Consider the following 13038-nt stretch of genomic DNA (forward strand, 5'->3'; position numbering starts at 1 on the left):
CATCGATAACAAAAGTGATAAAACTCATCTAAATACTGCACGAGAATACCTGAAGGAAAGCGTAAAACTGTTAAATGAAGTATCAACTGAGTTTAATAGTTCAAATGTGGATGTTTTTTATGGAACAGTTCAATCACAAATAATTATAGTTGAGCATAAAATGTTAAAAACGCAACTAAAAGTTCACGAAATAGTTGAAAAATCAAACTTGTTATCTTCAGAAGTGAAGACCTTTAAACAAAAATCAATTTCTATTGGAAACGACGGAAGGAAATTTAGATTAGGATCGTTACCCAGAGTTGAGGATGTTAATAGATGGATAGAGGAATCCAATAATATGATAAGATCGTCGGAAGAGTTATTGGTTGATTTTATTGAAATTGGTAAAATTTGGGATGAATTTTTAAATAAGGTTAAAGAGACTGAATACCACAATATTTTTAAAATTCCATTAGAAAATGTTAGGTCAACTATTGCGATCAACACTAATGAAGCATCCTTGAAACTCGAAAAACTATTAGAAAGACAAAAAGAAATAAATGAAGGGTTTTATCAAATAAAATCGAAATTAGAGAAAAGGAAATAACTCATCCGCGCAGAACACAGTGCAGCCGACAATACTGCGCTGCGCTACGTACTGCGGCTGCACAACCCGTTGGGCAGCATCAGCCCCGCAATCTGGAATTTCTAAACATAAAAAACATGACCATGAAAACATTCAAAACACTTTGCTTGTCGTTTCTTGCTTTGCTGTGCATGAGCATTGCCGAAATGCCACGTGATGAAACAGCACTTTACAAAGTGCCATTGAGCAATATTAGCCCGAGCTGCTCAATGTCATTTACTTATGAGCAAGTTACCTGCAATACAGGCTCTAACGATTGCGTTGAAGTGGAGTTCAACGTGCAGGGATTATATGCTTTTGAATGCGGGAATAACATAACTAGCCTGACTTGGTCCTACGATCCTGGTACAGTGCTATGCGATTCAGGTAATCCCTTCAACCCTTGGAGTCCTGTTGCCCCTACCTACAATGTGTACATTGATATTATCGCTACTGCAATAAACAAGGGAGTTACAGGCTCTGTTCCTGTAGGGGTTACGATGAACTACAGTTATTCATGCTCAACTGGTACCTGTTATGGCTCTTATTATCAGATTATCTCTCTTATTGTGTGCTAATATTGACCGAATCAGCTTTGATACTACTACAATTTTGCCTTTTACCTGCTTTTGGGCCGTGCTATTTGCGGTTGTGCCGCTCGGTCAAGCGCAGAATTTAGTGCCCGATGGGGGCTTTGAGCAGTATTTTGATGACCCGCCTTACACAGTATCTTTGGTCAATGAATCGCCTCAATGGGGCAGGCTTGATGGCACTACGGACTTCTTCCATCGCGGCTACAGGGCGTGCTGCAGTGTGCCCAGTAATACAAGAGGCTACCAGGTGCCTGCGCAGGGAGATGGCCATGCAGGCATTATTGCTTACCCGGCGCGGCGCGGGGAGTTTTTGGTTGCCGAGCTGCTCAGCCCGCTGGAAGAAGGGCAACTGTATGAGTTCCGCTTCAAGGCCAACCTTTCGGGCCGGTCTCAGTACGCGACGGACGACATAGGTGCGGCCTTCTTGAAGGCAGCGCCCGTACAGGGGGAGCTTGGAGACTACGTTTACCACATCAAGAACAAAGAGGGGCGGATACTTTCGGACACTGCGGCTTGGGCCACGGTCAGCGGGCACTACTTAGCCGATGGTGGGGAGCGGTACTTGCTCCTCGGCAATCTGCATGACAGCGACAGGATCACTACGGTGAAGGAAATAGCAGGCGGGCAAGACTTTTGGGCTTATTATTACATAGACGAGGTGCTGTTGCAAACCTGTGGTGGGCAAGGGGTGCAATTGGAGGCGATCCCCGGCACGGACACGGTCATCTGCCAGGGCACCCAAGCTGTGCTGCAGGGGCTGCCCGATGCTGATGCCTACTACTGGGAAGGCATAGGCACTTTACAGGATATAGTGGTGGAGCAGGCGGGCAGCTATGTGCTCAACAACTTCTTCGATTGCAGCATCAAGCGGCAAGTGTTCAAAGTGGAAACCGACAACTGCGATTGCAGCATCAGCTTGCCAAGCCTCAACCGCCGAGCTGCGCCCGCGCAGCCCGAGGTTTCCATCAATGTCCAAAGCTATGGCCTGCGCCTGTATGATGCGGCGGGGCGGCTGTTGTGGCAAGCTTCCCAGGCTAGCCTTCCTGGCCGGCCGCTGCCCAATGTGTCTGGCACTTACTTCTGGCAAGCAAACCTCGACTGCCTAAGCGAACGCGACATCCCCATCAGCCGTTCGATGAGCGGCAAGCTCATGGTTGTAGATTGACAAGCAAATCTCTAGACCGTTTTATAAAGCGTCGCCGCCCAACACCGCCCAGCCGCCAACGCCTCCCCCTGCCCGTGAGCTGGCTAAGGGGGAGGCGCTGCGGCTGGGCCTGCCCGTTGGCAGTAATTAGAAAAAGTGAAACGAGGGAAATCGAGAGACAAATTAAAAGCCTGATATGGGCAAATCAACACGATTAGTGCAAGTCTCAATGGAAAAGAAATCATTTCACTAAAATTTAATTCAGACCAATGGTTGGAATTCTCAAAGCAACCTAAAACAAATGAGAGATAACAATTAAATTTTTAAAAAATGAAAAAATTAGCATTTTTGACATCAGCAGTTTTAATGATGCTGTTTATCATTTCTTGTGATGATAAACCTATTATTGACGAACTTAGAAGTACAGAGAATCTGGAAAAATCCATTGAAACTGAAATGGTAGTAGAGTCCAGAAGTAATACAGGAATAACCGTTAGATGTATTAACGGGTGTGATGACGGTAGCGAATGCGGAATGATTTGGGATTTAAAAGGAGGAACCGTTGAGTGTTCTTGTACTGGATGTACAATGGAATTATCGAATAGTATTGCTACCAATGACGAAGAACGTATAGTTGGTGACTTAAATTCTATCGGTGATTATTTTGAAGAGTACCTTACATTGACCTATAAGTCAACTGATTTCGTTTTAACATCAGTTGAAATAAATCGGTTTGAACAAACTGAGGCAATATTACTGGATTTTAAGCTTGTGGATACAGATGAAATTGGCAGTGTAATGTATGTTCTAAACTATGACAATAATGGAAACAGGGTGGGTCCAACAATTGAAGTAGATTGTTCTGGCGGATGTGGAAATGATACTGAAACCTGTCGAGAACGTTATATTACTTCAACGGGCGATGTAGAATGTACTTGTGAAGGAGATTGTAAAATGACCATTACGTATAAGGATTAGAGAGGATAACTACTGCCAACATTTTGTATGCGTCCATCCTGCCTAAGCGGCAGGACGGCGCATACAATTTACGTTAGGTGCAAGCTAAAAAAACGACATTCAACCATATAAAGACATTTGAAATGAAAATATTAATAATCATAAATGACGCACCGTATGGAACAGAAAAGGCATTCAACGCTTTAAGAATTGCCAATCAACTGAATAAGGACTTTCCCGAAGCAGAAGTTGTGATCTTTCTAATGGCAGACGGAGTGAATTGTGCTATTCCTAACCAAAACACCCCAAATGGATATTATAACATTGAGCGAATGCTGAAACTATCAACAAGAAAAGGAACACGCCTTTTACTCTGCGGAAGTTGCTTGGAAGCTCGTGGTTTAAAAAGTGTTGAACTTGTTGAGCAAGCTGAAATCAGTACAATGGCGGAATTGACCAAGGAAATAATGAACAGTGATAAAGTACTAACATTTTAAAAGATGGATGTAGAGAAACAAGCCGCTATACTTCGCAATAAAAACCACGATGAGCCTTCTGTTTTTTTACCTGAAAATTTGTTGCGGGAAGCAAGGAGACAAAAAAACAAAGTGGAATGTGGAGTGCCAAAATTTTGCGTTTTAGACCCTGATGGAGATTTGGCAAACTATCTCTTAGAAAAAAATATTGCTAAAAAAAATGAATGTTGGTCATGCTACCATTCTAAGCTTTACAGCTTTATTTTGGATGATGCCGAAATAGGTATTATTCCTTATGTGGTAGGCGCTTCTTATGCTGTCTTGGTAGCTGAACAATTATTTGTTTCGGGTTGCGAAAATTTAATAAGCATCACATCAGCAGGCATCATCAATGAACCTGAAACGGCTAAAAGGTTTGCATTGATTACAGAAGCGATAAGAGATGAAGGCACAAGCTACCATTATTTACCCAAAGAAAGACCAGCACAATTATCAACACAATTGCACCATAAGTTACCTGAAAATGACTTGTGGTTTCAAGCTAAAAGTTGGACAACTGATGCCCCATACAGGGAAACACACTCTGCCATTAAGGCAATGAAAGACGAAAAAGTAACTTGTGTGGAAATGGAAGCATCTGCTTTATATGCCTTTGCCGAAGCAAAAGAAAAAAATATTATTTGCTTTGCTCACCTTACCAATACAATGGCTCAACAAGAAGGAGACTTTGAGAAAGGTGAGTTTTTTGGCAGCTTGGAATCATTAGAACTGTTAAAAAAGACTTTAACCAATCTAAAAGGCAACTAATTGTGGATTTATTTTCATTTCTCAATAGCGTTAATATAACAAGTCCTCAAGCAAAGGAAGCATTGGAGCAAATAACCCAAGTAAAGAGCTATTCTAAAAATGAGATTATTCAAGAAATTGGAAGTAGATGCAAAACCATTTATTTCGTTCAGGAAGGTCGTGCAAGAATTTTTTATTACAAAAACGGAAACGATATCACCGAGCATTTTGCTTTTCGGAATGATTTGATAGTTCGAGCAGAAAGCCTTTTTACGGGTAAACCAACCTCAAAAGGTATTCAGGCAATTGAACAAACAAATATTGTAGGTATAAATTCCGATTCACTTTTTAAACTTTATGATAAGCATCACGACATAGAGCGATTATTCCGATTGCTTTTTGAAAGAGAATATGTCAATACTGTAAAGAGAATAGAAAGCTTGCAATTCAAATCAGCTAAAGAAAGATATGTGGAGCTGTTAGAAACCACTAATTATGTGCAGAAAATCCCACTGAAACACATAGCCTCTTATCTCGGAATTACCCAGGTTTCTCTAAGTCGAATAAGAGCAGATTTGCAATGATTATTTATCATTTGTTAAAGGAAATCGCTAAGAACTCATCGACCTTTGTTCCATCATTGAACATAAAAAAATAAATATGGAACAGATAAAACTCGGATTAAAAGAAAATTGGAAGCAGTTTACACTTTTAGTTATCGTAAACGCTTTCGTTGGTGGGATGATTGGAATGGAGCGCTCTATTTTTCCGCAGTTTGCAGAATTGGAATTTGGTGTTGCTTCAAAAACTGCCATACTTTCATTTATTACTGCATTTGGAATTACCAAAGCAATAGCAAACTACTATACAGGACGACTCGCCAATAAATTTGGTCGCAAAAATTTACTGTTGTTTGGATGGCTTCTCGCTATTCCCATTCCGTTTATGCTCATTTATGCACCCAATTGGAGTTTTGTGATTTTTGCCAATGTGCTTTTGGGTATAAGTCAAGGCTTAACTTGGAGCAGTACTGTAGTGATGAAAATTGACCTTGTTGGCGAAAAAGACCGTGGTTTTGCAATGGGCTTAAACGAATTTGCAGGATATTTCGCAGTTGGAGTTGCTGCCTTTCTTACAGGATACATTGCCAACACGTATGGCATTACACCATACCCATTTTACATTGGTATTTTCATTTCTATCATTGGTTTTATTTTGACCGCTTTGTGGGTCAAAGACACCAGAGTATTTGTCCATAAAGAAAGTGCAACTGATAGCACCGCTCAACTTGACAATGTGTTTTTACAAACCACTTTTAAAAACAAGACCTTGAGTTCTGTAACACAGGCAGGACTTGTTAATAACCTCAATGACGGAATGATTTGGGGTTTACTTCCAATTGTCCTTTTGTCGCTGAATTACAACAACGAAAATATCGGAATCATAACGGCTATTTACCCAACAGTTTGGGGAATTGGACAACTTTTTACGGGAAAAATGTCTGACCATTACTCAAAAAAAGCAATGCTCTTTTGGGGAATGCTTTTACAAGGTTTAGCTATTTTGCTTATTCCGTTCAGTAGTGATTTTTATGTTTTGGCTTCCATTTCGGCAATTTTAGGATTAGGAACAGCATTGGTTTATCCAACTTTCTTATCCACCATTGCACAAGCGACAAGTCCAAAACAACGAGCAGAAAGTATCGGGACTTTTAGACTTTGGCGAGATTTGGGTTATGCCTTTGGAGCGGTAATTTCAGGAATTACCGCTGACTTGTTCGGAGTGGAATATGCCATATTCTTAATTGGTGGACTGACCATTATATCTTCACTCATAATTAAGTTCCGTATGCCAGAAAAAATAAAAACTCTCAAGGAGTGTATTGAAGTCCAAGAAGTAAAAGAAGCACTTCAAGCGAACAAAAAAATTCAAATCATTGACGTAAGAAGTAAAGAAGAATACGAACAATCTCACATTCCAAATGCCTTGAACATTTCGCTTCAAGAATTGAAAGACAAAATTTCACAGCTTGACAAAAACTTCCAGTTTGTAACAGCTTGCGGAAAAGGTGGCGGACGTTCAGCAGATGGAGCAAAACTTTTAAAAGAATATGGACTAAATGCAATTTGGCTTTGTGGTGGAACGAATAAATGGTTGAATATCAATTAATAAGAAAAAAAGCCAGCACCTAACATTGGCTATACGTAATGCGGGCAAAAGTGCTGATATGAAAGTAATTACATTAAATAAACTAACAGCTAAACGGAAAGTGAAGTGCCTTAAAATCCCGCACTACGCATAGCCGATACCGTTGTAGGTAATGCAAAAAACCAGCCGCACATTCAAGCACATTTGGTTTTTTCCGACACAAAAGCCAACACTAAAAACCAAAAGAGCTTGAATTTTGCCAACGCACGAAATAGAATAATATGGAAAAATTTGACAGAAAAAATCATTGGGAAAGCATTTACCAAACCAAGCAATTAAATGAAGTAAGTTGGTATGAACCAACACCTGAAACTTCACTTGACTTTTTAAAGCAATTTGATGTACCCAAGAGTGCAAAAATTATTGATATTGGCGGTGGTGACAGTTTTCTTGTCGACCATTTACTTGACAAAGGATTTCAAGACATAACAGTACTTGATATTTCGGAAGCTGCTATTGCCCGAGCAAAAAAACGACTTGGCGACCGTGCTGAAAGTGTTAAATGGATTGTGGCAGATGCATCCAAGTTTCAACCTGTCGAGCAATATGACTTTTGGCACGACAGAGCGGCATTCCATTTTTTGACAGACGAAAAGGAAGTTTCAAACTACTTGCAAACAGCACAAAAGAGTATTAAACCATCAGGGGTTTTGGTAATAGGGACATTTTCGGAACAAGGCCCGAAAAAATGCAGCGGAATTGAAATCAAACAGTACTCGGAAAAGACAATGACTGAAAGACTAAAAAACTTCTTTGAAAAAATACAATGCATTACCATTGACCACAAGACCCCGTTCGATACTATTCAGAATTTTGTGTTTTGTAGTTTCAAAAAAATATAACTGACTTTGGCGCATAGATTAGAAATAAAAGACAAAACCAGACAGGCAGAAGGACTAAAAATTGCTCCGTTCAGACAACACATCAGAAAGACATCTCCACACAAGCACAACAACTATTTTGAAATTATTTACCTGACCAAAGGAAAGGGCTCACACACAATTGACACCAAAGAATATGAAATAAAAACGCCTGTAATTTTCACAATCCGAAAAGAACAGGTTCATTTTTGGGACATCAAAACAGAACCCGCAGGCTTTGTGCTCATCATCAAAAAAACCTTTATCGACAACTGTTTGGACAAGGACATCAAACGCCTTATTTCAGAATTGAGCGCACAAACCTGCCTTTTCCCAAAAGACAATACTGCAACAGACATTTTCAATATTCTACTAAACGAATATCAAGAAAAGAAAAAGCCAAATCGACCGATAATAGACGGACTGTTAAAAGCACTTTTGGGAAAACTTCTTGAATCGGCAACACCAAAGACTTCTAAAAACGGCAATAGCACAACCTTCCAAAAATTCATTGACCTTTTGAGCAAAGAAAATGAACTCACAAACAAGGTAAACCATTATGCCAAATTGTTGAACACCACTCCGCAAAACCTAAATGCAATTTGCAGAAAAGAAACGGGACAATCTTCTGCCGAGATACTTTCAGAACACATCATCAATGAAGCAAAAAGGCTTTTGCTTTATACAGACATTACCGTAAGTGAAATTGCACACAGGCTTGATTTCAAAGACAATTCCCATTTTTCAAAATACTTCAAACGACACGTTGACCAAACTCCAGTGGGTTTTAGAAGCGACAACAACTAAATACCACACATTTTTCAAATAGACCATATTATTGGCTGTGTATTGTATAATTTTACAGCATTAAAAACCACAAAATATGAAATGGTCAATATCAATTATCGCTTTGATTCTGCTGTGGTCTTGTGGAAACAATCAGGAGCAAAATGCACAAGGCAAATGGATAAAAGGAACGGAACAGGAAAAATTAGAAACCATTGAAAACCAATTCAGGGGTTTTGATATGGCAATGGTAGAAACAGGCTACCGCTATCAGGAACTGTATTGGGCAGGACAAGACGAAAATTGGGAATATGCTAACTACCAAATTGAAAAAATTCGAAAAGCGATTGAGAACGGCTTGGAAAGAAGACCCAAACGCGCAAAATCCGCAGAACATTTCTTAACCGTAGCACTTCCAGAAATGGAAAAAGCACTTGAAAAAAGAGACACAGTCGTATTCAACAAAAATTTCCAAATGCTTACCACCAACTGTAACAGTTGCCATGCGATGGAGAAAGTGCCACATTTTAAAGTGAAGAAACCTCTTTACAGACAATCACCAATTAGAAAATAATGATAGAATTCATTAACCAATTAGATATTGATATTCTGTTATGGTTAAATGGTAATCATAATGAATTTTGGGATGGTGTTATGTGGTTTGCAACCGGTAAATTTACTTGGGTACCGTTTTATTTGCTATTGACATTACTGCTAATATGGAAGTATAAAAAGGATTCTATTTTAATGATTTTGTTAATTGTATTGCTCATAACGGTGAGCGACCAACTGGCTTCAGGACTTTTTAAACCACTTTTCGAAAGATTGCGACCAAGTCATAATCCTGGTTTGGCAGGAGAACTTCATTTTGTCAATGGCTATAAAGGAGGTAGGTTTGGTTTTGTTTCATCTCACGCAGCCAATGTTTTTTCATTGGCATTCTACCTGACTTTGGTAGCGCGAAATAAACTGAAATGGATACCATTCTTACTTATCCCTTGGGCTATTTTTGTAAGTATCAGCAGAGTTTACCTTGGCGTTCATTATCCAACGGATATTATAGTTCCAGCTATTTTAAGTATACCCATAGCTTGGACAACAGCTCGAATTTATAAACTATATAATCCTGTTTTTATTAAAAAAATCACTTAAAATGTTCCAAAAAATAATCAGTTCAGACAACTCCAAAACAACCGTCATAATCCGTTTAATGGTTGGTGCGGTTTTCCTTTCGGAAGGCATTCAAAAATTCTTGTTTCCTGCTATTCGTGGTGCAGGAAGGTTTAAAAAAATGGGTTTTCCCAGCCCAGAGTTTTTTGGGAATTTTGTTGGTGTATTCGAAATAGCTTGCGGCATTCTTTTACTGATTGGGCTATTGACACGAGGAGCTGCTTTAGCAATGCTTATCAATATGACAGTTGCCATCGTGGTAACTAAAATTCCCATCGCTATTGGAGAGAGTTTTGAGCCGTTCAATCTTCGGGAACTGAACAATTATGGTTTTTGGAGTATGGCCCACGAGATGCGTACCGACTTTGCTATGTGGTTGGGGAGTTTGTTTTTGCTTATCAAAGGTGGTGGGAATTGGTCTGTTGACAATAAAATTTCAAAGCAAAAATGAATTTCATTATAGACTTCGATATAGAGTTACTGCGCTGGATACAAAACAGTCGAATAGCATACCTAGACAATTTCCTTTACTGGGTATCCTATAGTACCACCTTTGTTTCAATTGCACTTCTTTTAGTTCTTGCTTCTCAAGGATTTATTAAAAAAGCGAGGAATTTTAAAGTCATTTTTTATCAATTATTGACCGTATTTTTAACGTCAGCCTTTGTAAGCTTGGTGTTAAAATTCACAATTGAGAGACCGCGACCTTTTATTACTTATCCAGATATTGTCAAGCTGTCTGAGGCAGGTAGTTTTTCATTTCCTTCAGGTCATACGACCGAAGCTTTTTCAATGGCTTTTGGTGCCATGTTATTATTTCAAAATAAACTTTGGTCCATTCCAATAATATTATGGGCATTGCTTGTTGCTTATTCACGAATGGCATTGGGGGTTCATTATCCCTTTGATGTTTTTGCAGCAATTCTTATAGCACTAATTATCTCCTTTTTAACTATAATAACACGAGCTAAATGGATAAAAATAAAATAATCGAGAACGAATTAAAACGTGAACTAAAAACACCAGGAGCCATTTTAATGGGCTTGGGTTCAATAGTAGGGACAGGCATTTTTGTAAGTATAGCCATTGCTACCCAGATAGCAGGTAGTGGCATTATTATCGCAGTTGTAATAGCTGCTGTACTTGCAGCTTTCAATGGCTTAAGCAGTGCACAGCTTGCTGCTGCACATTCGGTGAGTGGAGGCACATATGAGTATGGAAACCGCTTTCTAAACTCTTATTTTGGGTTTGCTGCAGGATGGATGTTTTTGATAGCAAAATCAGCTTCTGCAGCAACGGCAGTATTAGGTTGTATAGGCTACCTATTTTATGCTTTTGGTGTAAACGTTGACAAAGTGGGCATTGTAGGAGCCGGACTATTGTTACTTTTTCTGATGACACTACTTGTTTCCGGTGGTATCAAACGAAGCAATCAGGCCAATATAATAATTGTTTCTGCAACCTTATTAGGACTTGCTGCACTCGTAATTGTCAGTTTCTTTGTTAAGGGCTTTCCTGTTCAACCTATTATTGACTCTGTAAATGACACCTCTTTTACATCAATTCTCTATGGCTCAGCTTTAATGTTTGTCGCATATACCGGATATGGGCGGATTGCAACACTCGGGGAAGAGGTTTCCGAACCACGTACTACAATTCCCAAAGCCATTATTCTTGCAATGGTAATTATTGTAATACTCTACCTTGCCGTTTCACTTACAGCGATAAATGTTATGGGAGCGGAAGCATTTGGTCAAAGCGTTGAGGGAAAAGCAGCGCCATTGATGCTAGTTGCTCAGTCACTTTCCGTACCTGTTATTGGCACTGTAATCACTATTGCTGCCATTACAGCTATGTTAGGTGTGGTGCTTAATTTACTGCTTGGTTTGTCGCGTGTAATTCTAAGTATGGCACGAAGAAAAGACCTACCCACTAAATTGTCAAAAATAAATCACAAAACTCAAAGTCCGGCTATTGCTGTTTGGGTGACAGGAGGAATAATTGGCGTATTGGTGTTAAGCGGAGATGTTGTTTTTACTTGGTCATTCAGTGCGTTTACAGTATTGATTTATTACGCCATTACTAATCTTGCGGCTCTGAGAATGCCTGCGGACTTACGCTTATATCCTCGTTGGATTCCGGCTTTTGGGCTATTTGGATGCCTGTTTCTCGCATTTTGGATTGAACCCACTTTTTGGATTGGTGGTCTTGCATTATTAGGTGTTGGTTTGATTTGGCATTCAATTGCTTTAAAGTTGAAATCCCGAAACAAAGATTAATAAACCTCTAAAATCTGATTACAGTTAATCAATTAACATTAGTAGGAAAGCCAACGCTCGACAGCCACACACATTGCCAAGCCGCTCGAACCAGCCGCACAATCCCAAGCTTGTCAATAAGTGTGTCTGCCCCAACGCACGGACGAAAAAGAAAGCACTACCTACAACATTGTATAAGCGTAATGCGGGCTGAGTGGCTAAAATTGAGTATTTTGGCATCTATCAAAGTTTGGTGCAGGCGGACAGTGAATCGCTCCGAAATCCCGCACTACGCTTATACTTGACCGTTGGGCGCACTCCATTTTGGGAATAAAATGCTGATAAACAATTGATTAGCTTGTAAGCCTGCCTTTGAAAATCGGGAAGAATTGGTTTTTGGAACCCGAGTTTTGTTTGTTACGGTCAATTGATTGTATAGCCCGATTAGGCAGGCAGAAAAATGGAAAATTTGTATTTTTATCGGGCAATCCGTTTTCCCGAATAATTGAAATCCTTAACAATTATCGCTCCCTGTCATCGAAAGAAGAAATTGAGTTTTTTGGAGAGAGTTTACATTCAGGGCCTCAATACAGGAAATCAAGAATTTGGGTAAAGCGTCGAATTGAATAGGGGATAAGATCACGAAATTTGAACCTTTCACCGAATAAGAATCTGATCAAATTGAATCGGGTTGTCGAGAATCGAGTTGAATTTTCGGAAATTGAAAATCAACAGATTGAATTGGTCAACTTGAATCATGATCATCTGAAAACAGAATTTTAGCCGAATCAAATTGAAGGCTGGAGATCAAGAATTTGGCTCAATTTGGAAGATTTGTCTTCGAGATCGGGAATCAAAACCGGTAAATTGGGATCAGCTTTCAAGATCAATTTGAGATCATCAGAATTGAAAACCGGTTTAAGAAGATTGGAGAATCAGTGAAAAAGGCCCTTTTGAATTATCCAAAATCAGTAAAACGGTCGCTATTACAGGTCTTACGAAGAAAAAAATGGAAGCGCCCAACAATGGCTACATGCCATGCCGGTAAAAATCTTAGATTGAAAAATGGAGATGGAAAAACCCGCGCAGGCAGCAAAAGCCAGGCTTCGCCATCATCGCCTTTTGCTGCCTGCGCTAGCATTTGTGAAATGAAACGAAAATGGTAAATTTAGAGTCCGGCACGTCACGTAGCCGGG

Annotated in this window: 15 protein-coding genes; all 15 read left to right on the forward strand. The window is 39.6% G+C overall.

Going from position 1 to position 13038, the window contains the following annotated elements:
* Positions 1-586: hypothetical protein (locus FRY97_RS22505; protein WP_170254797.1), on the forward strand; the 586-nt coding region annotated here is incomplete at its 5' end.
* 122 nt (positions 587-708) lie between these two features.
* On the forward strand, positions 709-1182 hold the full coding sequence (locus FRY97_RS20710) for a hypothetical protein (RefSeq protein ID WP_147169534.1): 474 nt from the start codon (positions 709-711) through the stop codon (positions 1180-1182).
* 34 nt (positions 1183-1216) lie between these two features.
* Positions 1217-2362 carry a hypothetical protein gene (locus FRY97_RS20715; protein ID WP_147169535.1) on the forward strand — a complete coding sequence of 382 codons (1146 nt, stop codon included), beginning with the start codon at positions 1217-1219 and terminating at the stop codon, positions 2360-2362.
* Between the two features lie 309 nt (positions 2363-2671).
* Positions 2672-3319 (forward strand): hypothetical protein, encoded by a 648-nt coding sequence (locus FRY97_RS20720; RefSeq protein ID WP_147169536.1) that lies wholly within the window; start codon positions 2672-2674, stop codon positions 3317-3319.
* Between the two features lie 122 nt (positions 3320-3441).
* Positions 3442-3795 carry a DsrE/DsrF/TusD sulfur relay family protein gene (locus FRY97_RS20725; RefSeq protein ID WP_147169537.1) on the forward strand — a complete coding sequence of 118 codons (354 nt, stop codon included), beginning with the start codon at positions 3442-3444 and terminating at the stop codon, positions 3793-3795.
* Positions 3796-3798: 3 nt separating this feature from the next.
* On the forward strand, positions 3799-4581 hold the full coding sequence (locus tag FRY97_RS20730) for a nucleoside phosphorylase (protein ID WP_147169538.1): 783 nt from the start codon (positions 3799-3801) through the stop codon (positions 4579-4581).
* A 2-nt stretch (positions 4582-4583) separates the two neighbouring features.
* Positions 4584-5144 (forward strand): Crp/Fnr family transcriptional regulator, encoded by a 561-nt coding sequence (locus FRY97_RS20735; RefSeq protein WP_246141867.1) that lies wholly within the window; start codon positions 4584-4586, stop codon positions 5142-5144.
* A 76-nt stretch (positions 5145-5220) separates the two neighbouring features.
* A complete protein-coding gene (locus FRY97_RS20740) occupies positions 5221-6729 on the forward strand; it encodes an MFS transporter (RefSeq protein ID WP_170254799.1) in 1509 nt (502 codons plus the stop codon).
* A 260-nt stretch (positions 6730-6989) separates the two neighbouring features.
* Positions 6990-7610, forward strand: a complete 621-nt coding sequence (locus tag FRY97_RS20745; RefSeq protein ID WP_147169540.1) for a class I SAM-dependent methyltransferase — start codon at positions 6990-6992, stop codon at positions 7608-7610.
* 6 nt (positions 7611-7616) lie between these two features.
* Positions 7617-8435, forward strand: a complete 819-nt coding sequence (locus FRY97_RS20750; protein WP_147169541.1) for an AraC family transcriptional regulator — start codon at positions 7617-7619, stop codon at positions 8433-8435.
* A gap of 76 nt (positions 8436-8511) precedes the next feature.
* Complete coding sequence (locus tag FRY97_RS20755) at positions 8512-8988, forward strand: hypothetical protein (RefSeq protein WP_147169542.1); 477 nt, start codon at positions 8512-8514, stop codon at positions 8986-8988.
* Complete coding sequence (locus tag FRY97_RS20760; RefSeq protein WP_147169543.1) at positions 8988-9566, forward strand: phosphatase PAP2 family protein; 579 nt, start codon at positions 8988-8990, stop codon at positions 9564-9566. The genes FRY97_RS20755 and FRY97_RS20760 overlap by 1 nt, the downstream gene beginning before the upstream one ends.
* Position 9567: 1 nt before the next feature.
* Entirely contained in the window at positions 9568-10035 is a 468-nt protein-coding gene (locus FRY97_RS20765) for a DoxX family protein (protein WP_147169544.1), read from the forward strand.
* Positions 10032-10574, forward strand: a complete 543-nt coding sequence (locus FRY97_RS20770; protein WP_147169545.1) for a phosphatase PAP2 family protein — start codon at positions 10032-10034, stop codon at positions 10572-10574. Before FRY97_RS20765 ends, FRY97_RS20770 begins: the two co-directional genes overlap by 4 nt.
* Entirely contained in the window at positions 10556-11863 is a 1308-nt protein-coding gene (locus FRY97_RS20775; RefSeq protein WP_147169546.1) for an APC family permease, read from the forward strand. The genes FRY97_RS20770 and FRY97_RS20775 overlap by 19 nt, the downstream gene beginning before the upstream one ends.
* Positions 11864-13038 lie beyond the last annotated feature (1175 nt).

Origin of the sequence: Phaeodactylibacter luteus (assembly GCF_007993045.1) — a bacterium.
Lineage (GTDB): Bacteria > Bacteroidota > Bacteroidia > Chitinophagales > Saprospiraceae > Phaeodactylibacter > Phaeodactylibacter luteus.

Coding starts and splice junctions, on each gene's coding strand:
- FRY97_RS20760 (WP_147169543.1), top strand. CDS start 8,988: ATGATAGAATTCATTAACCAATTAGATATTGATATTCTGTTATGGTTA.
- FRY97_RS20775 (WP_147169546.1), top strand. CDS start 10,556: ATGGATAAAAATAAAATAATCGAGAACGAATTAAAACGTGAACTAAAA.
- FRY97_RS20755 (WP_147169542.1), top strand. CDS start 8,512: ATGAAATGGTCAATATCAATTATCGCTTTGATTCTGCTGTGGTCTTGT.
- FRY97_RS20710 (WP_147169534.1), top strand. CDS start 709: ATGAAAACATTCAAAACACTTTGCTTGTCGTTTCTTGCTTTGCTGTGC.
- FRY97_RS20725 (WP_147169537.1), top strand. CDS start 3,442: ATGAAAATATTAATAATCATAAATGACGCACCGTATGGAACAGAAAAG.
- FRY97_RS20730 (WP_147169538.1), top strand. CDS start 3,799: ATGGATGTAGAGAAACAAGCCGCTATACTTCGCAATAAAAACCACGAT.
- FRY97_RS20745 (WP_147169540.1), top strand. CDS start 6,990: ATGGAAAAATTTGACAGAAAAAATCATTGGGAAAGCATTTACCAAACC.
- FRY97_RS20720 (WP_147169536.1), top strand. CDS start 2,672: ATGAAAAAATTAGCATTTTTGACATCAGCAGTTTTAATGATGCTGTTT.
- FRY97_RS20770 (WP_147169545.1), top strand. CDS start 10,032: ATGAATTTCATTATAGACTTCGATATAGAGTTACTGCGCTGGATACAA.
- FRY97_RS20740 (WP_170254799.1), top strand. CDS start 5,221: ATGGAACAGATAAAACTCGGATTAAAAGAAAATTGGAAGCAGTTTACA.
- FRY97_RS20765 (WP_147169544.1), top strand. CDS start 9,568: ATGTTCCAAAAAATAATCAGTTCAGACAACTCCAAAACAACCGTCATA.